This window comes from Arthrobacter sp. NPDC090010, from assembly GCF_044748305.1.
In the GTDB taxonomy this organism is placed as follows: Bacteria; Actinomycetota; Actinomycetes; order Actinomycetales; family Micrococcaceae; genus Arthrobacter_E.
Map to the genome: position 1 here is coordinate 98,984 of NZ_JBIVFT010000009.1, position 21,277 is coordinate 120,260.

The following is a 21,277-nucleotide window of genomic DNA, read 5'->3' on the forward strand; positions in this document are numbered from 1 at the left end:
ACCCGTGGAGGGTCCCGAGATCCAGTTCTCCGAGGCGATCATCGACAACGGCCGCTTCGGCCAGCGCGTGATCCGCTTTGAAACCGGCCGTCTGGCCAAGCAGGCCGCAGGCGCGGCCATGGTGTACATCGATGATGACACCGCACTTCTCTCCGCCACCACCGCCGGCAAGCAGCCGCGTGAGGGCTTCGACTTCTTCCCCCTCACCGTGGATGTGGAAGAGCGCATGTACGCCGCGGGCCGTATCCCCGGCAGCTTCTTCCGCCGCGAGGGACGCCCGTCCACCGAGGCCATCCTGGCGTGCCGCCTGATGGACCGCCCGCTGCGCCCGGCCTTCGTCAAGGGCCTGCGCAACGAGGTCCAGATCGTGGTCACCGTCCTGGCGATCAACCCGGACGAGCTCTACGACGTGGTGGCCATCAACGCCTCGTCCATGTCCACTCAGCTTTCCGGTCTGCCGTTCTCCGGCCCGATCGGCGGCGTCCGCGTCGCACTGATCAACGACGAGCAGGGCAGCCAGTGGGTCGCTTTCCCGAAGCACTCCCAGCTGGAGAACGCCGTGTTCGACATGGTGGTCGCAGGTCGCACCGCCGGTGACGACGTCGCGATCATGATGGTCGAGGCCGAGGCCACCGACAACTCCTGGAAGCTCATCAAGGAGGACGGCGCCACCGCTCCGACCGAAGAGGTCGTGGCTCAGGGCCTTGAGGCCGCCAAGCCGTTCATCAAGGCACTGTGTGAGGCTCAGGCCGATCTGGCCGGCCGCGCCGCCAAGCCCACGGTCGAGTTCCCGGTCTTCCTGGACTACCAGGACGACGTGTTCTCCGCCGTCGAGTCCGCTGCCGCCGCCCGCCTGTCCGAGGTCTTCCAGATCGCCGACAAGCAGGAGCGCGACGCCGCGTCCGACGCTCTCAAGGACGAGGTCCTGGGCGCTCTGGCCGGCGACTTCGAGGGCCGCGAGAAGGAGCTCTCCGCAGCCTTCCGCTCCGTCACCAAGCAGGTCGTTCGCCAGCGCATCCTCAAGGATCAGGTCCGCATCGACGGCCGTGGCCTGACGGACATCCGTCAGCTCACCGCCGAGGTCGAGGTCCTGCCCCGCGTGCACGGTTCCGCGATCTTCGAGCGTGGCGAGACCCAGATCATGGGTGTCACCACGCTGAACATGCTCAAGATGGAGCAGCAGATCGACTCCCTGTCGCCGGAGAAGACCAAGCGCTACATGCACAACTACAACTTCCCGCCGTACTCCACCGGCGAGACCGGCCGCGTCGGCTCCCCGAAGCGCCGCGAAATCGGTCACGGCGCCCTCGCCGAGCGCGCTCTGGTGCCGGTGCTGCCGAGCCGCGAGGAGTTCCCGTACGCGATCCGTCAGGTGTCCGAGGCTCTCGGCTCCAACGGTTCGACGTCGATGGGTTCCGTGTGCGCCTCCACCCTGTCCCTGCTGAACGCCGGTGTGCCGCTGAAGGCCCCCGTCGCCGGCATTGCCATGGGCCTGGTCTCCGACGAGGTCGACGGCCAGACCCGTTACGCGGCCCTGACCGACATCCTGGGCGCCGAAGATGCTTTCGGCGACATGGACTTCAAGGTGGCCGGTACCCGTGAGTTCGTCACGGCCATCCAGCTCGACACCAAGCTGGACGGCATCCCCGCCTCCGTGCTGGCCGCGGCCCTCAAGCAGGCCCGCGAAGCCCGCCTCCACATCCTCGACGTGCTCAACGCCGCGATCGACACCCCGGATGAGCTCTCCGAGTTCGCTCCGCGCGTCATCGCCGTGAAGATCCCCGTGGACAAGATCGGCGAGGTCATCGGCCCGAAGGGCAAGATGATCAACCAGATCCAGGAGGACACCGGCGCGGACATCTCCATCGAGGACGACGGCACCGTGTACATCGGCGCCACCAACGGCCCGTCCGCGGAGGCCGCGCGCTCCGCGATCAACGCCATCGCCAACCCGCAGGTCCCGGAGGTCGGAGAGCGCTACCTCGGAACCGTGGTCAAGACCACCACCTTCGGTGCGTTCGTCTCCCTGACCCCGGGCAAGGACGGCCTGCTGCACGTCACCGAGCTGCGCAAGCTCGCCGGTGGCAAGCGTGTCGACAATGTCGAGGACGTCGTGTCCGTCGGTCAGAAGGTCCAGGTGGAGATCACCAAGATCGATGACCGCGGCAAGCTCTCCCTGTCCCCGGTCGTCGAGGACGAAGCCGCTCCCGCGGCCGAGGCCGCGCTGGTCGGCGAAGAGTGATCCATGGCAGCCACTGAGCTGCCTCTGAGCGTGGAGCAGGGCCGTTCGGTCCTGCTCCACGCCCATGATGGGGCAGAAGTCCGCCGGACCATCCTCCCCGGAGGCGTCCGCGTGCTCACGGAGTCGATGCCCGGGCAGCGCTCCGCCACCATCGGTTTCTGGGTGGGAGTCGGTTCCCGGGATGAGGTGGAGGGCCAGCACGGCTCGACGCACTTCCTGGAGCACCTCCTGTTCAAGGGCACCCAGCGGCGCACGGCCCTCGAGATCGCGTCGGCCTTCGACGAGGTGGGCGGGGAGTCCAACGCCGCGACCGCGAAGGAGAGCACCTGCTACTACGCACGAGTGCTGGACCGTGACCTGCCGATGGCCATCGACGTCATCGCGGACATGATCACCGGCGCGGTGCTGGACCCCGAGGAACTGGAGCAGGAGCGTCAGGTGATCCTCGAAGAGATCGCCATGGACGCCGATGACCCCACCGACGTCGCACATGAGAACTTCGTGGCGGCCGTGCTCGGTGGACACGCTCTGGGCCGTCCGATCGGCGGGACGCCGGAGGCGATCCGCGCCGTCGCCCGCGACGCGGTCTGGGAGCACTACCAGGAGCACTACGGCCCACAGGAACTCGTCGTGACCGCCGCCGGTGGTCTGGAGCACGATGTCGTCTGCTCGCTCGTGGAGGACGCCCTGCGTTCCGCCGGCTGGCAGCTGGCACAGGGCGGCGAGCCCGCACCACGGCGGTCGTCCACGGCGGCGTCCGTCGAGGGGGTCTCCGGGCTGAAAGTCGTCAAGCGGCAGGTGGAGCAGGCGAACATCATCCTGGGGTGCCCAGGACTGGTCGCCAACGATTCCCGCCGCTACGTCATGAGCGTGCTGAACACGGTGCTGGGCGGCGGCATGTCGTCGCGGCTGTTCCAGGAGATCCGCGAGAAGAAGGGCCTGGTGTACTCCACCTACTCCTTCTCGTCCGCGTATGCCGACGCCGGATACTTCGGCCTGTATGCGGGGTGCAGCCCGGCGAAGGTGGGCCAGGTGATCGGACTCCTGCAGGCCGAGCTGGACAAGCTGGCCGCCGACGGCATCACCGAGGCGGAGCTGTCCAAGGCGAAGGGCCAGCTGTCCGGCGGTATCGTCCTCGCCCTTGAGGACACCGGTTCCCGGATGTCCCGGCTGGGTCGCGCGGAGCTGGTCTCCGGTGAGTTCCAGAGCATCGACGACACCCTGTCCCAGATCGAGGGTGTCACGGCGGAGCAGGTCCTGGAGCTGGCCCGTGAAATGGCCGGCCGTCCTCGCACCATCACCGTCGTCGGGCCGTTCGAAGAGACGGAGACGTTCGGGCTCTAATCGTCACGGCAAAGGGACCTGCTTTGCTTGCTATCCCCATGTCTGGCCGCAGCTGACGCTGCGATCAGACATGGGGCCCCTTTACGCAAGCAGAGCAGGTCCCTTTGCCGTGAGGTCGAAGGTCCGTGAACCTCGCCCGTCAACCGCCGGCGAAGGGCGGGAGGACGTCCACCGTATCGCCAGGGGTCAGGGGCTTCGCCTGGTCCCGGGTGGCGACACCGTTCACCAGGAACGAGCTGCGGGAGATCACCCGGGGGAGTTCCGGGACAGGGATTCCGACGTCGCGGGGCCGGGCGAGGATCTCCTCCAGCAGGGACGCGAGGGTGGACGCCTGTGCGTCATCGAAGCGCTCTTCCTCGACTCCGGCAGCGGCCTTGGCCGCAGCGAAGTATCGCACCGTGATCATTGTTTCTCCTGAAGGTCTCAGCCGCCGATGGCGCTCATCGAGCGATCCGGCTGGACGAAATCGGGGGCGCCCAGCCCCACATGGCCCATTCCGTGAGCTTTGGGCTTCTGCCACATGGCTTCCTGCCAGCGGCGCACCAGCTCGGCGTCGTCGGCTCCGTCACGCAGCGCGCCGAGCAGATCGAACTCCTCGCGCGAGAAGAGACAGCTCATGACCTTGCCCTCCGCCGTGAGCCGTGTACGACGGCAATCGGAGCAGAACGGCTCGGTGACGGAGGCGATGATCCCGACGGTCCCCAGCAGCTCGCCGCTCACTCTGGAGCGGACCGTGAAACGTTCGGCCGGGGCGCCGTCGCGCTGGCGGGGATCCGGGCCGAGTTCGTAGTGCTGCGAGATCAGTTCGCGGGTCTGCGCAGCGGTGACGAGCTTCTCGCGCCGCCAGATGTGGTCCGCATCCAAGGGCATCTGCTCGATGAAGCGCAGCTCGTAACCGTTCTCCAGCGCCCAGGACAGCAGCTCCGGCGCCTGTTCGTCGTTCACCCCGCGCAGCAGGACGGCGTTGAGTTTCAGAGGCGCCAGTCCCACCCGGGCAGCGGCCTCGATGCCCTCCATGACCTGGTGAAGTGAGTCTCTGCGGGTCAGTGCCGCGAAGGTCTCCTGATGGATCGAGTCCAGTGAGACATTGACGCGGCTCAGCCCGGCGTCGCGGAGCGCCTGGGCCTTGGCGGCGAGCCCCACGGCGTTGCTCGTCATGGAGATCGGAAGTTCCGGATGATCCGACCGCAGTGCGGCGATGATGTCCACCAGATCGGCCCGGACCAGAGGCTCGCCACCGGTGAGGCGCAGTTCGCGGACGCCCAGTTCGTGCACTCCGAGGCCGACCAGGCGCCGGATCTCCTCAATGCTCATGAGGCGGTTCTTGGGCAGCCAGGCCATCCCGTCGGCAGGCATGCAATAGGTGCAGCGCAGATTGCATTTGTCGATCAGGGAGACGCGCAGGTCCGTGGCGCGTCGGCCGAACGTGTCCAGCAGACCGCGGTGTCCCGGCATATCGGGCACCGGGGTGCCCGAGCCGGAAGGGGAGGCGGAGGGAAGCGCCGGTATGCCCAAGGACACCCGCGTTCCGTCTTCCGAATTCTCCATATGTTTCACACTACGCCAGGAGCACGCCAACGGATATTTCAGTCTTGTCATAACCTGGGGCCCGCCGGACCGCGCGGATCTACCCTTGAAGAATGAAGGCTGATCGATCCCGCGGGGTAGCGGAAACCTCCTCGCCGGGGAACGTCTCCGGGATGTGGTTCGCGCTGCTTTCGGGGCTTCTCGCGGTCACCGTCGGGTTGCTCGTCGGCGAGTTGTTGAGTGTCTGGCTGAGTCCGTCCCTGAGTCCATTGAACGCGGTCGGATCGGCGATGATCGATCTGATGCCGCCCGGGGTGAAGGACTGGGCTGTCGCGAACTTCGGCACGGATGACAAGACCGTGTTCGGCGTCGTCATGCGCGTGGTGGCCGGCCTGCTGGCCTGCCTGGCGGGTGTCCTGGAACGGCGACGGCGCGGGGCCGGGGTCGCGGTGGTGATCGCCATCGGCCTGCTGACGGCTCTTGCCGCGATCACACGGCACGACGGCGGCGCCGTCCTCGCACTCCTGGGGCTGCTTTCGGCGGTGGTGGCCGCCGTCGTCCTGCGGGCGTTGATCAGACGGCTCGGGGAACGAGGTGAGCGCCCCGTAGGGGCCGATGGCATTCCGGAGGGAGACCGCAGAGGGTTCCTGCGGCTCCTTGCCGCAACCGCCGTGGGCGCGGCGGTTCTGGCAGCGGGTGACGCACTGGCCCGTGGGGTTCAAGGGGGTTACCAGGCCGCCAGGGCCGCGCTGCGGCTGCCCGTGCCCTCCGTCAGAGCGGCGGCCGCCCCGGCGGATGCACAGGTCCCGGGCATCTCCTCCTGGACCACTCCCAACGACTCCTTCTATCGGATCGACACGGCGCTGGTGGTCCCGTTCATCGATCCTGACACGTGGAGCCTGAAGGTCACCGGAATGGTCGAGAGACCTTTGACCTTGAGCTTTCAGGAGCTGCTGGTCAAACCCCTGGTGGAACACGATCTGACGCTCTGCTGCGTCTCCAACGAGGTGGGTGGGAACCTCATCGGAAACGCGCGCTGGCTCGGCTGGCCGGTACGCGAACTCCTGGCTGAAGCCGGTGTGAAGCCCGGCGCCGACATGGTCCTCTCCAGCAGCAGCGACGGGTTCACCGCCGGGACGCCGCTCACGGCTTTGCAGGACGGGAGGGCCGCATTGTTGGCGGTCGGGATGAACGGGCAGCCGCTGCCCGCCGAACACGGCTTCCCTGTGCGGCTGGTGGTTCCCGGGTTGTACGGCTACGTCTCTGCCACCAAGTGGGTCACGGAACTCAAAGTGACCACTTTCGCCCAGGACCAGGCGTATTGGAGCACGAGAGGGTGGTCGGAAAAGGGCCCCATCAAGCGGTCCAGCCGGATCGACGCGCCGCGCCAGGGCGGGAGCATGCCGGCCGGAGGTGCCGTCGCCGGGGTGGCCTGGGCGCAGGGTGTCGGCGTCGCCGGGGTGGAGGTCCGGCTCGACGACGGTCCGTGGCGCCCGGCGCGGCTTGCTGGGGACGGGGGAGCGGATTCGTGGCGGCAGTGGTGGGTGCCCCTCGCTGAATTGGACGGTGCCCAGCCTTCTGCCGGCACGCACCGGCTGACGGTGCGGATGACCGGGCGGGACGGTGTGGCACAGAGCACCGTGGAGGCCCCTCCCGCGCCGGACGGGTCGAGCGGTCTGCACATCGTGGACTTCCAGGTGTCCTGACGGACCGCCGCCGCCCGGCTGAGCTCGCTGTTTACGGGTCAAGTCGCTCGTTCAACGCGCGATGTGACCGCTAAGCAGCGAGTTCAGCCAGCCGGCGAGCTCGGGAAACCAGGATGCGTGAACCGGTGTCCGGGAACGAGCCGCAGGAATGGCCGGGGCGGATGAGCTGGGCTGTGGGGGTGGAAGAGCTGGGCTGCCAGGATCACGGTCCGTCCTGCCAGAATGGGCGCATGACTTCAACACCCGAGGAGACCCGCCGCACGCCCCGGAGCGTCGAGGACCATGCGACGTCGGCCCGGCAGCTTCTCGAGCCGACGCTTGCCCGGCTGAGCGGCAACCCGGCGACAGCGACGCTCGACGCCGCACTGGGCCGGGTGCTGGCCGCGCCCCTCGCCGCGCCCCTCGCGCTGCCTTCCTTCGACAACTCGCAGATGGATGGATACGCCGCCCGGTCCACCGAGCTGCCCGGAGCGCTGCGGGTGACGGAGCCGATCGCCGCCGGGCACACCGGCCAGGCGATCGCAGCCGACCCCGGTCCCGGCTGGGCGGTTCCCATCATGACCGGCGCCATGCTGCCCGCGTGGGCCGACGCCGTCGTACCCGTGGAGAGCGCGCGGCCCGCACGTTTCGTGACGGCGGGGGAGACCATCGAACTCCCTGCGGCACCCGCCGGCCAGTTCGTCCGCAAGCGAGGGGAGGACGTCCGTGCCGGCGAGGAGGTGCTCCCGGCCGGTACAGTGCTCGGCCCGGCCCAGATCGCGCTGCTGGCGGCGCTGGGACGGGCCGAAGTCGCGGTCCGGCAACCACTGCGTGTCGCTCTTCTGAGCACGGGTGACGAACTCGTCAGCGTGGGAGAACCACTGCCGCTGGGCCGGATCTATGATTCCAACGGCCCTATGCTCGCGGCGGCCCTCCGCGATGCCGGGGCGATACCGCAGGTGGTCCGTGTCCAGGACGACAGCCCGGTCGGCTTGCGGGAGGTCCTGGCCCACCTCGAAGGTGTTGATCTGGTGCTGAGCACGGGCGGCATCAGCCAGGGTGCGTTCGAAGTGGTGAAGCTCGGCCTCGGGACGAGTGTGGAATTCGGTGCTGTAGCGATGCAGCCGGGTGGCCCTCAGGCTCATGGGATGGTCGGGACGGCGGACGGTCCTGTGCCGTTCCTCGGATTTCCCGGAAACCCGGTGAGTTCGCTTCTGTCCTTCGAGGTCTTCCTCCGGCCGCTTCTGGCCGGCTCCAGGCCCCGGCACCGGCTTCGTCTGGCCGAAGCGGTGGACAGCCCCCGTGCCAAGCATCAGATCCGGCGCGGCGTCGTGACGGACGACGGCGTGCGGCTGGAAGGCGGCCCCGGTTCCCATCTGCTGCGCGCGATGGCGCTCGCGGACTGCCTGGTGCACCTTCCCGTGGGCCTGGAACGGGCCGAAGCGGGCTCCGAAGTGGAAGTATGGACGCTATGAATGAACCCCGGCTGACCCATGTCCGAGCGGACGGCAGTGCCCACATGGTGGATGTCTCCGCCAAAACCGAGAGCACCCGGGTGGCGACCGCTCAGGCCTTGCTGCACACCACCCCGGAGGTGCTGCGGCTCCTGGGAGAAGGCGGTCTGCCCAAGGGCGATGCGCTCGCGGTGGCCCGGGTCGCGGGCATCATGGCGGCCAAGAAGACGCCTGAACTCGTGCCGCTCTGCCACCCGCTCCCGCTGTCCAAGGTGACGGTGGACTTCGAGCTGCGTGAAGATCACGTCCGTATCGAGGCACTCGTGAAGACCAGGGGTGTGACCGGCGTGGAGATGGAGGCGCTGACCGCTGCGAGCGTGGCGGCACTGAGCGTCTACGACATGGTCAAGGCCGTGGACAAGCATGCTGTCATCTCAGAACTCAAAGTCCTGTCCAAGAGCGGCGGCAAGAGCGGGGACTGGTCACTGTGAGTCATGGGCTGAGCAAGAAGCGGGCGGGTATCGTCATCGCCTCCACCAGGGCGGCTGCCGGCATGGCGGAGGACCAGACCGGCCCGGTGCTGAGCGACTGGCTGGTGGAGCATGGCTTCGAGCCCGGAGAAACGCTCGTGGTACCGGACGGTGCGGCGGTCGGTGCTGCACTGAGGGCACTTTTGCAGGTCGGCTGCGCCGTCGTGCTGACCAGCGGGGGGACCGGGCTCACCCCGGATGATCTGACACCTGAGGAGACGCTGCCTCTCCTGGACCGGCCGTTGCCGGGCGTGATGGAGGCGATTCGCGCGGCGGGGCTGGCCAAGACGCCGTTTGCTGCGCTGAGTCGAGGACACGCAGGACTTGCAGGCGACTGCCTCGTGGTGAACCTGCCGGGGTCACCGAAGGGTGTCATGGACGGCCTGGCCGTCCTGGACCCGATCATCGCGCACATCTGCGCCCAGGCTCAGGGGGAGCACCATGACCATTGAGAACACCGGAACCACAGGCCACGCCATGGTCCTCTTCGCCCGGCTGAGCGCCGAGCCGATCTCGGCCGATGCCGCGCTCGCCGAGGTCTCCAACGCGCACGCGGGTGCGGTGGTGACTTTCTGTGGCGTGGTGCGTGACCACGACGGCGGCAGGCCGGTCGAGCGTCTGAGCTACAGCGCCCATCCGAGCGCACAGGACGCGCTGGACCGGATCGTCGACGAACTCGGTGCCTCCCATGAGAACGCGGCCCTGTGGGTCTCTCACAGGGTGGGCGATCTGGTGATCGGCGATGCCGCGCTGGTCTGCGCGGTGGCCACCGCGCACCGACGCGAGGCGTTCGAACTCTGCTCCGCCATCGTGGAGAGGGTCAAAGCGGAGGTGCCGATCTGGAAAGAGCAGTTCTTCTCGGACGGCACCGTCGAATGGGTCGGAATCTGAGGGGGAGTGTCATGAGCGAGGTGCAGGCGGTCCTGGAGGAGCTGGCGGGCCTGGAGAATCCCAGGATGCGCGAGGTCAACGAGAGGCACGGCGACGATCACGGGGTCAATCTGGGCGCCCTACGGGCCGTCGCGAAGCGTTTGAAGACCCAGCAGGCGTTGGCCCGGGAACTCTGGGCCAGTGGCGACACTGCGGCGCGGTTGCTGTCGTTGCTGATCTGCCGTCCCAAGGAGTTCACGGCTCAGGAACTGGACACGATGCTGCGGGAAGGCCGTTCCCCCAAGGTCCTGGACTGGCTGGTGAACTATGTGGTCAAGAAGAGCCCGCTGTGCGAGGAACTCAGGATCGCCTGGTTCGACGACGAGGACCCTGTGGTCGCTGCCGCCGGCTGGGCACTGACCAGCCAGCGGGTGGTCAAGAAACCTGAAGGGCTGGACCTTCCGGGTCTGCTGGACCGGATCGAAGCCGGCATGAAGGACGCTCCGGAGCGATTGCAATGGGCGATGAATGACTGCCTGGCCCAGATCGGCATCCAGCAGCAGTCGCTCCGCCCTCGCGCGGTGGCCATCGGTGAACGCCTGGGGGTTCTCAAGGACTATCCGACCCCTCCGGGTTGCACCTCGCCCTACGCCCCGGTGTGGATCGCGGAGATGGTGCGGCGCCAGGACGCCGGGCGTTAGAGCCCGTCCGTTTTCCCGGGGTGGGCCGCCCACCGATACCCTGGGAACATGAGCATGAAAGTGGCAGTGATCGGCGCGGGCGGGCGCATGGGCAGCGAAGCCGTCAGGGCGGTGGACGCGGCTCCGGACATGGAACTCGTGGCCCAGCTGCGCCGTGCCGATCCCCTCGGGATGATTCTCGACGCAGGTGCCACCCACGTCGTGGATCTGAGCGTCCCGGACGCCACCGAGAACAATGTCCGCTTCGCCGTCGAACATGGTCTGCACGCCGTGGTGGGGACCACCGGGTGGTCGCAGGAGAAGTTGGACTCGCTGCGCGCACTGCTGAGCGATGCGCCGGAGGTCGGCGTGCTGATCGCTCCCAATTTCGCACTCGGATCGGTGCTGGCCAGTGCTTTCGCCGCCACGGCGTCCCGGTACTTCGAATCGGTGGAGATCGTCGAACTCCACCATCCTGACAAGGTGGACGCGCCTTCGGGAACAGCGGCGAGGACCGCCGAACTGATTGCGTCGAATCGCCGCGCGGCAGGTGTTCCGGACAGCCCCGACGCGACTCAGAGCGACCCGCTCGGTGCCCGCGGCGCACTGGTGGACGGGGTCCGGGTGCACAGTGTGCGCTTGCGCGGCCTGGTCGCTCATCAGGAGACCTTGCTCGGCGGACCCGGTGAGCAGCTCACCATCCGGCACGACTCTTTCGACAGGGCTTCCTTCATGCCCGGCGTGCTCCTCGGCGTCCGGCAGGTCGCCGCGAATCCGGGGTTGACCCACGGGCTGGACGGCTATCTCGAGCTGGGGCTCTGAATGGCACTGTTCTGGAGCCGTTACAAGACCAAGATCTGGGTCGGGGCCATCACCCTCCTGCTGGTGTTCTACCTGGCGGTGACGTTCGAACGGGCCGTGCTGCTCCTCGGCGATCCCCAGCCGGTGGCCAAGGCGATGGGCGCCGCCTACCTGGTGCTGCCGATCGTTGGCGCCTGGGCCCTCATCCGGGAGCTGCTCTTCGGGGCGCGCACGGAGCAGATGGCCAACATCCTGGAGAAGGAAGGCGGACTGCCGCCGGACACCTTGCCGCGAACCCCGGCCGGCCGGATCGTCCGCGAGGCCGCGGACGCTGAATTCGTGAAGTATCAGCACGAAGCCGAGGCTGCTCCAGAGGACTGGCGCGTCTGGTTCCGGCTCAGCTGCGCCTACGACGCCGCGGGGGACCGCCGTCGGGCGCGCGCCGCGATGCGGGACGCCGTCGGCCTGTTCCGGAAAGGCTGAATCCGCTGGAGGGCGGTGCATGACGCGTCATGCACCGCCGGTTGCAGCCGTATGACGGATTCGCGATAACCTACTTTCATGGCTTCTTCTGTCACGCGCGCCCCTCAGCTCGGAACCCTCCTGACCGCCATGGTCACACCGTTCACCGACGACGGCGCAGTCGACTATCAGAAGGCAGCCGAACTGGCGGAGCACCTGGTCGACAACGGCTGCGACGGCCTGGTCGTCACCGGCACCACCGGCGAGACCTCCACGCTGACCGACGAGGAGAACCTCGGCATGTTCCGGGCGGTCAAGGAGGCCGTGGGAGACCGCGCCGTGATCATCGCGGGTACGGGCACCAATGACACGGCCCACTCGATCCAGCTTTCCCGACGGGCGGCGGACCTGGGCGTGGATGCGCTGCTGGTCGTCACCCCGTACTACAACAAGCCCAGCCAGGCCGGCATCCGGGCCCACTTCGAAGCCGTGGCCGACTCCACCGACCTGCCGGTGATGCTCTACGACATCCCGGGCCGCTCCTCCGTGGAGATCGCCCCCGAGACCATGATCCGGCTGTCCGAGCACCGGAACATCGTCGCGGTGAAGGACGCCAAGGCCAATTTCGCGTCGGCCACCCGCGTCATGCGTGAGACCGATCTGGTCTTCTACTCCGGCGACGACGGGCTGACTCTGGAATGGATGGCACTGGGCGCCGTCGGTCTCGTAGGTGTTACCACGCACGTGGCCACTGCCAAGTTCCGGGCCCTCGTCGACGCGGTCGCAGCGAACGACCTTGCGACGGCCCGTGCGCTCAACTTCGAGTTGGAGCCCGTGGTCCGCGCCACCATGACCCGCGCCCAGGGCGCGGTATCGGCCAAACAGATTCTTCAGTGGCAGAACGTCCTGCCCAACTCGCGTGTCCGGCTGCCCTTGGTGCAGCTGGACGATGCCGAGCAAGCCATCATCCGTGAAGACTTGGCGGAGGCCACATGGGTCCTGGGGTAGAACATCCTGGAATCCGTGCGGTTGCCGCCGGAAAGTAGCCTGAAATGACCCAACTTGCTTTTGACCACCTCACCACGCCTCCGGCCCTGGCGAAGGACACCCTTCGCATCGTGCCGCTCGGCGGACTCGGTGAGGTGGGTCGGAACATGGCCGTCTTCGAGATCGGCGGCAAGCTCCTCATCGTGGATTGCGGTGTGCTCTTCCCGGAGGAGACCCAGCCCGGTGTCGATCTCATCCTCCCGGACTTCAGCTACATCGAAGACCGTGTGGATGACATCCTCGCCGTCGTGCTCACCCACGGTCACGAGGACCACATCGGTGCCGTGCCGTATCTCCTGCGCCTGCGCAAGGACATCCCCCTGGTCGGTTCTCAGCTGACGCTGGCGCTCGTCGAGGCCAAGCTGGTCGAGCACCGCATCCGCCCTTACACCTTGGTGGTGGAAGAAGGCCAGGTAGAGCAGTTCGGACCGTTCAACTGCGAGTTCGTGGCCGTGAACCACTCCATTCCGGACGCCCTGGCGGTGTTCATCCGCACCGCGGGCGGCACCGTGCTGCACACCGGCGACTTCAAGATGGATCAGCTGCCGATGGACGGCCGCATCACGGACCTCCGTCACTTCGCCCGCCTCGGCGAGGAGGGCGTGGACCTGTTCATGTCCGACTCCACCAACGCGGAGGTCCCCGGTTTCACCACCGCGGAGAAGGAGATCGGCCCCACCCTGGACCGGGTCTTCGGCCAGGCCAAGAAGCGCATCATCGTCGCATCCTTCTCCTCGCACGTGCATCGCGTGCAGCAGGTGCTCGACGCCGCGGCCAAACACGGGCGCTCCGTGGCCTTCGTGGGCCGCTCCATGGTGCGCAACATGCAGATCGCCGCGAAGCTCGGCTACCTGGAGGTGCCAGAGGGCATCCTGGTGGACATCAAGAACATCGACAAGGTGCCGGACGAGAAGATCGTCCTGATGTCGACAGGTTCGCAGGGCGAGCCGATGGCCGCACTGTCGCGCATGGCGAACGGCGACCACCGCGTCTCCGTCGGCCAGGGCGACACGGTGATCCTGGCCTCCAGCCTCATCCCGGGCAATGAGAACTCCGTGTTCCGTGTCATCAACGGCCTGCTGAAGCTCGGCGCGGATGTGATCCACAAGGGCAACGCCAAGGTGCACGTCTCCGGCCACGCCGCCGCGGGCGAGCTGCTGTACTGCTACAACATCCTCGAGCCGGTGAACGCGATGCCGGTGCACGGCGAGACCCGGCACCTGATCGCCAACGGCAAGATCGCGGAGGAGTCCGGCGTCCCCACGGAGAACATCGTCCTGGCCGACAACGGCACGGTCGTGGATCTGCACGACGGCCTCGCGAACATCGTGGGCCAGGTCGAGGTCGGGTTCGTCTACGTCGACGGCTCCAGTGTCGGCGAGATCACGGATGCCGATCTGAAGGATCGCCGAGTCCTCGGCGACGAAGGATTCATCTCCATCATCACGGTCATCAACCGCAGCACCGGCAAGGTGGTCTCGGGCCCCGAGATCCATGCCCGCGGCGTCGCCGAGGATGATGACGTGTTCAAGGAGATCATTCCCAAGATCAACGCAGCACTGGAAGAGGCAGTGGCGGACCGCAAGGACCACACCACCCACCAGTTGCAGCAGGTGGTACGCCGGGTCATCGGCACCTGGGTGAACCGTAAGCTGCGCCGTCGCCCGATGATCATCCCGGTGGTCCTGGAAGCCTGAGTCTCAGACGTTCTTCCGGTCAGCCGGATTGAGGTGGACCCTGCCGATTCCGGCGGGGTCCACCGTCGTTTAACGTGGATTTCGCCGGTCATGGCGCCCAGGAGAGCCGACGAGGTCCTGGAAGAGCCGGAAATCCGCGGTTTGGAGACCCTTCTGCGTTAGCGTTGGAGCATGGCGACTCGTACCCCTTCTGCGCCAAAAGGCACCACGAAAAGCAAAAGCACCGGTTCTTCGGGCCGTTCCACCACCAGTCGGAGCGGAACCTCGAAGTCGGCAGCGGCCCGGCATCAGAACGCCGGAGCCGCTGAGCAGCCCTGGCTGATCCGTGCCCTGGCGGGAGCATATCTGGGCCTGGCCCATGCCGTCGGCGCGGGGGTGCGCAGGATCGGACGGGACGTCAGCGGGATGGACCCGGACCTCCGGCGCGACGGCGCCGCGCTCTTCAATCTTCTGCTGGCGGTCTTCATCGCCACCTTCGCCTGGTGGGGTCTGAGCGGTTGGCTGCCGACGATCGTCTCTTCCGTGGTCAACGGCACCTTCGGCTGGATGACGTACCTTCTGCCGCTCATGCTGGCGGTCTGCGGCGTCAGGCTTTTCCGCCACCCGGAGGACACTCGCGGCAACAACCGGATCGGCATCGGGTTCATCATCATGACCGTGGCCGGTTCCGGTCTGGCCCACGTGATCGGTGGGCAGCCCAGTCCGTTCGACGGTTTCGACGGTGTGCGTCGCGCGGGCGGCATGGTCGGGTTCCTGGTGGCCTCTCCCTTGGCGGCTGTGCATGCCGCACTTCCCCTGGTGCTGTACGCGTTCCTGGCCTTCACCTCGCTCCTCATCGTGACCGCGACGCCGTTCACCGCCATTCCGCGCAGGATCCGCGACGCCTATGAGCATCTGATGGGCATGGACCTGCGGCAGGACGAGGGGGCGGACGCCCACGACCGCAGCTACCTGTACGAACACGACCGGAAGCCGGTCAAGGCCGCACGTAAGAAGCGGCTGTTCGGCAAGGACAAGGATGAGGACGGGCGCTCCGTGGACGGCTACGCGGGCGACGAGGCCTTCGAGCATGCGGTGGTCGACGACGCCGAGGCCGCGACCGCCGTCGTCGAGGCGCTTCCCAAAGCACTCGCGGCCCCTGTCGTCCCGCCGGGCGTGCGGCGCCCCACTCAGGCGGAGGTGGCACGGGAGAAGATCAAGGAGCGCCAGGGCCTGGGTCAGGAGCCGAACCCTGACGACACGGCGACGCAGGCTCTGCCCGCCGTCCAGGCGGCTCCTGTCTTCAATGTGGAGGCCCAGAAGGCCCCCATGCCGGCCCCGATTCCGCAGCGCACGGAGCAGCTCTCCCTGGCAGGGGACGTGACGTACACCCTGCCCAACGCCGACTCCCTGGTGGCCGGCACCGTTCCGAAGGAGCGCACCGAGGCCAACGACGCCGTCGTCGCCGCTCTCACCGACACGCTTCAGCAGTTCAATGTGGATGCGGCCGTGACCGGATTCAGCCGTGGGCCGACCGTCACCCGCTATGAGATCGAGCTCGCCCCGGGCACCAAGGTGGAGCGCGTCACGGCGCTGTCGAAGAACATCTCCTACGCAGTGGCGAGTTCCGATGTGCGCATCCTGAGCCCCATTCCGGGCAAGAGCGCGATCGGCATCGAGATCCCGAACACGGACCGCGAGACGGTTTCGCTGGGCGATGTACTCCGGAGCCAGAACGCACGACGCACGGAGCACCCGATGGTCATGGGTGTCGGCAAGGATGTCGAGGGCGGGTTCGTGGTGGCCAACCTCGCCAAGATGCCTCACATGCTGGTCGCCGGTGCCACGGGTGCCGGTAAATCGTCCTTCGTGAACTCGATGATCACCTCGATCCTCATGCGTTCCACTCCCGACGAAGTCCGCATGGTCATGGTGGACCCGAAGCGCGTGGAGCTCACCGCCTATGAAGGCGTGCCCCACCTGATCACCCCGATCATCACGAACCCCAAGAAGGCTGCGGAGGCCCTCCAGTGGGTGGTCCGGGAGATGGATGCCCGCTACGACGATCTGGCCAACTACGGGTACAAGCACATCGATGACTTCAACAAGGCCGTCCGTGCCGGCAAGGTGGTGCCTCCACCGGATTCCAAGCGCGTCATCAAGCCGTACCCCTATCTGCTGGTGATCGTGGACGAGCTGGCCGACCTCATGATGGTCGCCCCCCGCGACGTCGAGGACTCGATCGTCCGCATCACGCAGCTGGCCCGTGCGGCCGGCATCCACTTGGTGCTGGCCACCCAGCGGCCCTCCGTGGACGTGGTGACGGGTCTGATCAAGGCCAACGTGCCGTCCCGTATGGCGTTCGCGACCTCCTCGGTGACCGATTCCCGCGTGGTCCTGGACCAGCCGGGGGCCGAAAAGCTCATCGGACAGGGTGACGCGCTCTTCCTGCCCATGGGCGCTTCCAAGCCGATGCGTGTCCAAGGTGCCTGGGTCAGCGAGTCGGAGATCCACAAGGTCGTCGAACACGTCAAGGGCCAGCTGCAGGTCAGCTACCGCGAGGATGTGGCGGTCGAGGCGCCGAAGAAGCAGATCGACGACGACATCGGGGACGATCTGGACCTGCTGCTGCAGGCCACTGAGCTGGTGGTCACGACCCAGTTCGGGTCCACCTCGATGCTGCAGCGTAAGCTCCGCGTGGGTTTCGCCAAGGCAGGTCGCCTGATGGACCTCATGGAGTCGCGTGGCGTTGTCGGCCCGTCTGAGGGTTCCAAGGCACGTGACGTGCTGGTCAAGCCGGACGGGCTCGCCGCAGTGCTGGCCACCATCCGTGGAGACGAGGTCCCGGCGGTGCCGGACGACCAGTCCCAGGCTCTGGCGGACAATGCGAATGCAAACCATCAGATGGGCGACTACGGCGTGGACCTCGTCCAGCAGGATCTGGACTCCCGCGCGCAGGCGTCGGACTACGGCGATGATGACGACGACGAGGGTGGAGAGGACGCCTGGCAGCTCACCGGGCGGTAGCCTTGGGAAGGTGAGCAGCCCCTCCTCCTCGCAGGTCTGGAACCTGCCCAACATCCTGACCATGCTGCGGATCGTCCTGGTCCCTTTCTTCGCCTGGTTCCTCCTGGCCGACGACGGGGCCCAGGGGCCGTGGCGCTGGGCGGCGCTGGCCGTGTTCGTGGTCGCCATGTACACGGACAAGCTGGACGGTGACATCGCGCGGGCCCGAGGCCTGATCACCGACTTCGGCAAGATCGCGGACCCGATCGCCGACAAGCTCCTGACCGGTACGGCGTTCGTGATCCTCTCCGTGCTCGGACAGATCCCGTGGTGGGCGACGCTGATCATCCTGATCCGTGAATGGGGAATCACCCTTTTGCGCCTGGTCGTGATCCGGTACGGAGTCATCCCGGCCTCGAGCGGTGGAAAGATCAAGACGGTCCTGCAGACCGTGGTGCTGTTCCTCTACCTGCTGCCGTTCACGGCGCAGTGGCAGTGGCTCGGAGTGGTCGCTTTCATCCTCCTGCTTGCGACGGTGGCGGTGACCCTGGTGACCGGCCTGCAGTACATCCTGCAATCGATCCGGCTGATCCGGGCGGGTTCCCGTGACTGAGCGGGGGAGTGCTGCAGGCCCTGCCGTGGAGCAGGCGGTTCGCGACGCCGTGGAGTCGGCACTCTCGCTCGGGGTGACGGTGGCGACGGCCGAATCGCTCACCGCAGGTCTGGTAGCGGCGCGGCTGGCCGATGTGCCCGGTGCTTCGGGGACGCTCCGTGGGGGCGTGGTCTCGTACCACAACGACGTCAAACGCGATCTCCTGGGCGTCTCGGCGGAACTTCTGGCGGAGCGGGGTTCGGTGGACGCGGACGTGGCGCGGGCCATGGCGGCGGGAGCGCGGGTCGCGTGCGGCGCGGACCTGGCGGTGAGCACCACGGGGGTGGCCGGCCCGGATGCACACGATGGCAAGCCCGTCGGCACGGTCTACATCGGTGTCGCGGACGCCTCAGGAAGTGTCGCTCATGCCCATCACTTCGTGGGCGGACGCCCGCAGATCCGTGAGGCGGCGGTGCGCGCCGCCGTCGTGCACTTACTGAGTGCTCTCCGTGAGTTGCCTGGGAAATGAGCCCAGGGGAACAAAAGCCGGTGGCCGGAAGTTACTTTAGTGTCGCCACCACACCGGTGGTGGCCATAGGATGAAAACAGACCCAAGGTCTGCATGAAGGAGCAAGCGATACACATGGTGAAGCAGCCCGTATCCGTGAACGGCGTGGTCCGCTGGAAGGATGTGGGCCTCCTCGATCCGGCACAGCACGAAGCGAAGGAGCGCAAGATGGTTGTCCTGCGTCACGAGATCGGTGATGTCCTCCGTGATGTCCGTCAGCGCCAGGGACGCACTTTGCGGGAAGTCTCGCACAGCGCCCGAGTGTCGCTTGGGTACCTGAGCGAGGTCGAACGCGGTCAGAAGGAAGCCTCCTCGGAGTTGCTCTCCTCGATCTGCTCCGCCTTGGATGTTCCCCTTTCCAGCATGCTCCGCGAGGTCAGTGACCGGGTGGCTGTGGCTGAAGGCCTCGCCGTTCCGGATACCCTTCCTCAGGATTTCGCTCAGCGTTACGGACACGGTCTGGGCGACGAACTGGAACTCGTCGGAAGCCGCTGAGAACGGCCCCGGACATCGAGAGGCCCCGGTGGTGCATTCGCACCGCCGGGGCCTCCGCCGTTTCCGGTGCGGCTCAGAGCCCGTCGCGCTCGTAAAGGCTGTTGAGTTTGCCGAGGTTGGCCGCCAGCGCTCCAAGCTCCGTGGTGTCCCATTCGCCCAGGCGCTGCCGGAAGATCTCCCGTCGCGCATCCTGCACCCGGGCCATGGTGGCTTCGCCCTCCGGGGTCAGTTGCAGCAACTGTGCGCGGCCATCGAGCGGGTCGGCATCCTTGGAGACCAGGCCGAGGCCCATGAGGAAGGTGATCTGGCGGCTGACCGTCGGCTTCCCGACCCCGATGAGAGCGGCGAGCTCCGTCAGGCGGATCGGTCCTTGGCGGCGCAGGATCGAGAGCAGCCCGTAGGCCGACGGGTCCATGTCGGGGTGAACCTGCCGGGAGAGCCGCAAGGAGACGGCGCGGCCACGCCGCCACAGCAGGCTCATCTGATGCTCGACGGCGTGGATCGCCTCATCGAGGGAATCGCCGGCCGGGGTGTCCGCTCCGCTCTCGGGGGCGGGCGCTCCCTCGTCTCCGGGACCGGTGGGTGCGGCTGTGCTCATGAGTCCATTCTACGGAGCGGCCCATCCGGTGGATTCCGGACCCACCGGACGGGGCGCGGTCCTCGGGCGTGAGAAGGTGGACGGGTGCGACGATCCCAGTTCTGGCAGTTGATGGAAGACGAGTTCGGCACGGCCTATGCCCATCATCTGGCCGGCAGCCTCGCGCTGCGTGAGCTGGGCAGCCGGACGGCCCAGCAGGCCATTGCCGAAGGCCGTGACCTCCGGTCCGTATGGATCGCCATCTGTGACGCCCAGGACATTCCTCAGGAACGCCGGCTGGGCAAGGATCCCAAGGCCGCCAAACGCGACTGAGCCGACACGAGGGCGGCAACACGCCGTCCGGGTATTCGAATAGTTGTTCGAATGGGGTTACGCTTTTCTCAGAGAAAAACGCGGTCTGATTGTCCACATAGGGTGGCCTGGCGAATTTTTTGTCAGTCCTCGCTCCTATTCTCGACAGTGAAGTCCTCGGGTGACCGCCCGGGGCTGTTCAGGACTCAGGTCATCATCGTCGCGGCCCCGTGGCCGCGCATGAAGCAAGGGGTATGTCATGGCGGCAGCAGCACCGGATCGGGCCAAGGCGCTTGAGGCGGCACTCGCCCAGATCGACAAGCAGTTCGGCAAGGGTTCCATCATGCGTCTGGGTGACGACACCCGGGCGCCCATCGAAGTGATCCCCACGGGTTCCATCGCGATGGATGTGGCTCTGGGTATCGGAGGCCTGCCGCGTGGCAGGGTCGTCGAGATCTACGGTCCGGAGTCCTCGGGTAAGACGACCGTGGCACTGCACGCCGTGGCCAACGCCCAGCGCAGTGGCGGCCTCGCGGCCTTCATCGACGCCGAGCACGCCCTGGATCCCGAGTACGCGGCGAAGCTCGGCGTGGACACCGATGCTCTCCTGGTCTCCCAGCCGGACACCGGTGAACAGGCGCTGGAGATCATGGACATGCTGGTGTCCTCGGGCGCCCTGGACATCATCGTCATCGACTCCGTGGCCGCCCTGGTGCCACGTGCCGAAATCGAAGGCGAGATGGGCGACAGCCATGTCGGTCTCCAGGCGCGCCTCATGAGCCAGGCGCTCCGTAAGATCACGGGCCGTCTGAACCAGACCAAGACCACCGCCATCTTCATCAACCAGCTGCGTGAGAAGATCGGCGTCTTCTTCGGTTCTCCCGAGACCACTACCGGTGGTAAGGCGCTGAAGTTCTACGCTTCCGTGCGCATCGACGTCCGCAGGATCCAGACCCTCAAGGAGGGTGCGGATTCCGTGGGCAACCGGACCAAGGTCAAGATCGTCAAGAACAAGATGGCCCCGCCCTTCAAGACCGCCGAGTTCGACATCATCTACGGTCAGGGCATCTCCCGTGAGGGAGGCATCATCGACATGGGCGTGGAGCACGGCATCGTCAAGAAGTCCGGTTCCTGGTACACCTATGACGGCGATCAGCTCGGCCAGGGCATGGAGAACTCGCGTCGGTTCCTGCGGGACAACCCAGATCTCGCCGATGAGCTGGAGCGTTTGATCAAGGAGAAGCTGGGCGTCGGTCAGAGCGCGATGGCCGCCGAGGACGAAGACCCGAAGCTGAAGGCCGTTGACGGACTCTGACGACCGGTCCGGACCTCAGGACGCGGTATCCAGGAGCCTCGGTATGCAGATACCGGGGCTCCGGCCCGCTTCCGGGCTGAATCGGCCGAGTGGT

General features: G+C 66.9%; 21 protein-coding genes. 18 read left to right on the forward strand and 3 right to left on the reverse strand.

The window, feature by feature from the left end; all coding sequences use genetic code 11:
• The first annotated feature begins 4 nt into the window (after positions 1-4).
• Complete coding sequence (locus ACIPXZ_RS13785) at positions 5-2,242, forward strand: polyribonucleotide nucleotidyltransferase (RefSeq protein ID WP_400595243.1); 2,238 nt, start codon at positions 5-7, stop codon at positions 2,240-2,242.
• A gap of 3 nt (positions 2,243-2,245) precedes the next feature.
• Positions 2,246-3,586 carry a M16 family metallopeptidase gene (locus ACIPXZ_RS13790; RefSeq protein WP_400595245.1) on the forward strand — a complete coding sequence of 447 codons (1,341 nt, stop codon included), beginning with the start codon at positions 2,246-2,248 and terminating at the stop codon, positions 3,584-3,586.
• Positions 3,587-3,725: 139 nt separating this feature from the next.
• Here ACIPXZ_RS13790 and ACIPXZ_RS13795 read toward each other — a convergent pair whose 3' ends face one another.
• Together ACIPXZ_RS13795 and moaA are read right to left on the reverse strand one after the other, a co-directional pair.
• Positions 3,726-3,989, reverse strand: a complete 264-nt coding sequence (locus ACIPXZ_RS13795) for a MoaD/ThiS family protein (RefSeq protein WP_400595383.1) — start codon at positions 3,987-3,989, stop codon at positions 3,726-3,728.
• 20 nt (positions 3,990-4,009) lie between these two features.
• On the reverse strand, positions 4,010-5,134 hold the full coding sequence (moaA, locus tag ACIPXZ_RS13800; RefSeq protein ID WP_400595247.1) for a GTP 3',8-cyclase MoaA: 1,125 nt from the start codon (positions 5,132-5,134) through the stop codon (positions 4,010-4,012).
• Positions 5,135-5,226: 92 nt separating this feature from the next.
• Between moaA and ACIPXZ_RS13805 the strand changes: the two genes are divergently transcribed.
• The 14 genes from ACIPXZ_RS13805 (at position 5,227) to ACIPXZ_RS13870 (ending at position 18,979) form a co-directional block, all read left to right on the forward strand.
• Positions 5,227-6,819, forward strand: coding sequence for a molybdopterin-dependent oxidoreductase (locus tag ACIPXZ_RS13805; RefSeq protein WP_400595249.1), 1,593 nt, complete (start codon positions 5,227-5,229; stop codon positions 6,817-6,819).
• Between the two features lie 230 nt (positions 6,820-7,049).
• Positions 7,050-8,273 carry a gephyrin-like molybdotransferase Glp gene (gene glp, locus ACIPXZ_RS13810; protein WP_400595251.1) on the forward strand — a complete coding sequence of 408 codons (1,224 nt, stop codon included), beginning with the start codon at positions 7,050-7,052 and terminating at the stop codon, positions 8,271-8,273.
• Positions 8,261-8,743, forward strand: coding sequence for a cyclic pyranopterin monophosphate synthase MoaC (gene moaC / locus ACIPXZ_RS13815; protein ID WP_400595253.1), 483 nt, complete (start codon positions 8,261-8,263; stop codon positions 8,741-8,743). Before glp ends, moaC begins: the two co-directional genes overlap by 13 nt.
• Entirely contained in the window at positions 8,740-9,234 is a 495-nt protein-coding gene (locus tag ACIPXZ_RS13820; RefSeq protein WP_400595255.1) for a molybdenum cofactor biosynthesis protein B, read from the forward strand. Before moaC ends, ACIPXZ_RS13820 begins: the two co-directional genes overlap by 4 nt.
• Complete coding sequence (locus ACIPXZ_RS13825) at positions 9,224-9,673, forward strand: molybdenum cofactor biosynthesis protein MoaE (protein WP_400595257.1); 450 nt, start codon at positions 9,224-9,226, stop codon at positions 9,671-9,673. Before ACIPXZ_RS13820 ends, ACIPXZ_RS13825 begins: the two co-directional genes overlap by 11 nt.
• Positions 9,674-9,684: 11 nt before the next feature.
• Positions 9,685-10,353 (forward strand): DNA alkylation repair protein, encoded by a 669-nt coding sequence (locus ACIPXZ_RS13830; protein ID WP_400595259.1) that lies wholly within the window; start codon positions 9,685-9,687, stop codon positions 10,351-10,353.
• Positions 10,354-10,401: 48 nt separating this feature from the next.
• Complete coding sequence (dapB, locus tag ACIPXZ_RS13835; RefSeq protein ID WP_400595261.1) at positions 10,402-11,154, forward strand: 4-hydroxy-tetrahydrodipicolinate reductase; 753 nt, start codon at positions 10,402-10,404, stop codon at positions 11,152-11,154.
• Positions 11,155-11,616: a hypothetical protein gene (locus tag ACIPXZ_RS13840; RefSeq protein WP_400595263.1), complete on the forward strand. Its 462-nt coding sequence runs from the start codon at positions 11,155-11,157 to the stop codon at positions 11,614-11,616.
• A 78-nt stretch (positions 11,617-11,694) separates the two neighbouring features.
• Positions 11,695-12,603: a 4-hydroxy-tetrahydrodipicolinate synthase gene (dapA, locus tag ACIPXZ_RS13845; protein WP_400595265.1), complete on the forward strand. Its 909-nt coding sequence runs from the start codon at positions 11,695-11,697 to the stop codon at positions 12,601-12,603.
• A gap of 44 nt (positions 12,604-12,647) precedes the next feature.
• Complete coding sequence (locus ACIPXZ_RS13850; protein ID WP_400595267.1) at positions 12,648-14,339, forward strand: ribonuclease J; 1,692 nt, start codon at positions 12,648-12,650, stop codon at positions 14,337-14,339.
• 171 nt (positions 14,340-14,510) lie between these two features.
• Positions 14,511-17,345 carry a DNA translocase FtsK 4TM domain-containing protein gene (locus ACIPXZ_RS13855; protein WP_400595269.1) on the forward strand — a complete coding sequence of 945 codons (2,835 nt, stop codon included), beginning with the start codon at positions 14,511-14,513 and terminating at the stop codon, positions 17,343-17,345.
• Positions 17,296-17,937, forward strand: a complete 642-nt coding sequence (pgsA, locus tag ACIPXZ_RS13860) for a CDP-diacylglycerol--glycerol-3-phosphate 3-phosphatidyltransferase (RefSeq protein ID WP_400595385.1) — start codon at positions 17,296-17,298, stop codon at positions 17,935-17,937. Before ACIPXZ_RS13855 ends, pgsA begins: the two co-directional genes overlap by 50 nt.
• The gene (locus ACIPXZ_RS13865; RefSeq protein ID WP_400595271.1) at positions 17,930-18,445 is read left to right on the forward strand and encodes a CinA family protein; all 516 of its coding nucleotides are present in this window, start codon (positions 17,930-17,932) and stop codon (positions 18,443-18,445) included. The genes pgsA and ACIPXZ_RS13865 overlap by 8 nt, the downstream gene beginning before the upstream one ends.
• 114 nt (positions 18,446-18,559) lie before the next feature.
• On the forward strand, positions 18,560-18,979 hold the full coding sequence (locus ACIPXZ_RS13870; protein ID WP_400595273.1) for a helix-turn-helix domain-containing protein: 420 nt from the start codon (positions 18,560-18,562) through the stop codon (positions 18,977-18,979).
• A gap of 73 nt (positions 18,980-19,052) precedes the next feature.
• Here the strand turns inward: ACIPXZ_RS13870 and ACIPXZ_RS13875 are convergent, their stop codons facing one another.
• Entirely contained in the window at positions 19,053-19,577 is a 525-nt protein-coding gene (locus tag ACIPXZ_RS13875; protein WP_400595275.1) for a MarR family winged helix-turn-helix transcriptional regulator, read from the reverse strand.
• Positions 19,578-19,661: 84 nt separating this feature from the next.
• On the opposite strand from ACIPXZ_RS13875, the gene ACIPXZ_RS13880 reads away from it, so the two are divergent.
• On the forward strand, positions 19,662-19,889 hold the full coding sequence (locus ACIPXZ_RS13880; protein WP_400595277.1) for a DUF3046 domain-containing protein: 228 nt from the start codon (positions 19,662-19,664) through the stop codon (positions 19,887-19,889).
• Between the two features lie 238 nt (positions 19,890-20,127).
• Positions 20,128-21,183, forward strand: a complete 1,056-nt coding sequence (gene recA, locus ACIPXZ_RS13885) for a recombinase RecA (protein ID WP_400595279.1) — start codon at positions 20,128-20,130, stop codon at positions 21,181-21,183.
• The last annotated feature ends 94 nt before the right edge of the window (positions 21,184-21,277 follow it).

Bases quoted from the DNA above. Each gene is read 5' to 3' on its own strand.
- ACIPXZ_RS13790 (WP_400595245.1), top strand. From the start codon at position 2,246: ATGGCAGCCACTGAGCTGCCTCTGAGCGTGGAGCAGGGCCGTTCGGTC.
- moaA (WP_400595247.1), bottom strand. From the start codon at position 5,134: ATGGAGAATTCGGAAGACGGAACGCGGGTGTCCTTGGGCATACCGGCG.
- ACIPXZ_RS13805 (WP_400595249.1), top strand. From the start codon at position 5,227: ATGAAGGCTGATCGATCCCGCGGGGTAGCGGAAACCTCCTCGCCGGGG.
- glp (WP_400595251.1), top strand. From the start codon at position 7,050: ATGACTTCAACACCCGAGGAGACCCGCCGCACGCCCCGGAGCGTCGAG.
- moaC (WP_400595253.1), top strand. From the start codon at position 8,261: ATGGACGCTATGAATGAACCCCGGCTGACCCATGTCCGAGCGGACGGC.
- ACIPXZ_RS13825 (WP_400595257.1), top strand. From the start codon at position 9,224: ATGACCATTGAGAACACCGGAACCACAGGCCACGCCATGGTCCTCTTC.
- ACIPXZ_RS13830 (WP_400595259.1), top strand. From the start codon at position 9,685: ATGAGCGAGGTGCAGGCGGTCCTGGAGGAGCTGGCGGGCCTGGAGAAT.
- dapB (WP_400595261.1), top strand. From the start codon at position 10,402: ATGAGCATGAAAGTGGCAGTGATCGGCGCGGGCGGGCGCATGGGCAGC.
- ACIPXZ_RS13840 (WP_400595263.1), top strand. From the start codon at position 11,155: ATGGCACTGTTCTGGAGCCGTTACAAGACCAAGATCTGGGTCGGGGCC.
- dapA (WP_400595265.1), top strand. From the start codon at position 11,695: ATGGCTTCTTCTGTCACGCGCGCCCCTCAGCTCGGAACCCTCCTGACC.
- ACIPXZ_RS13850 (WP_400595267.1), top strand. From the start codon at position 12,648: ATGACCCAACTTGCTTTTGACCACCTCACCACGCCTCCGGCCCTGGCG.
- ACIPXZ_RS13855 (WP_400595269.1), top strand. From the start codon at position 14,511: ATGGCGACTCGTACCCCTTCTGCGCCAAAAGGCACCACGAAAAGCAAA.
- pgsA (WP_400595385.1), top strand. From the start codon at position 17,296: ATGACGACGACGAGGGTGGAGAGGACGCCTGGCAGCTCACCGGGCGGT.
- ACIPXZ_RS13870 (WP_400595273.1), top strand. From the start codon at position 18,560: ATGGTGAAGCAGCCCGTATCCGTGAACGGCGTGGTCCGCTGGAAGGAT.
- ACIPXZ_RS13875 (WP_400595275.1), bottom strand. From the start codon at position 19,577: ATGAGCACAGCCGCACCCACCGGTCCCGGAGACGAGGGAGCGCCCGCC.
- recA (WP_400595279.1), top strand. From the start codon at position 20,128: ATGGCGGCAGCAGCACCGGATCGGGCCAAGGCGCTTGAGGCGGCACTC.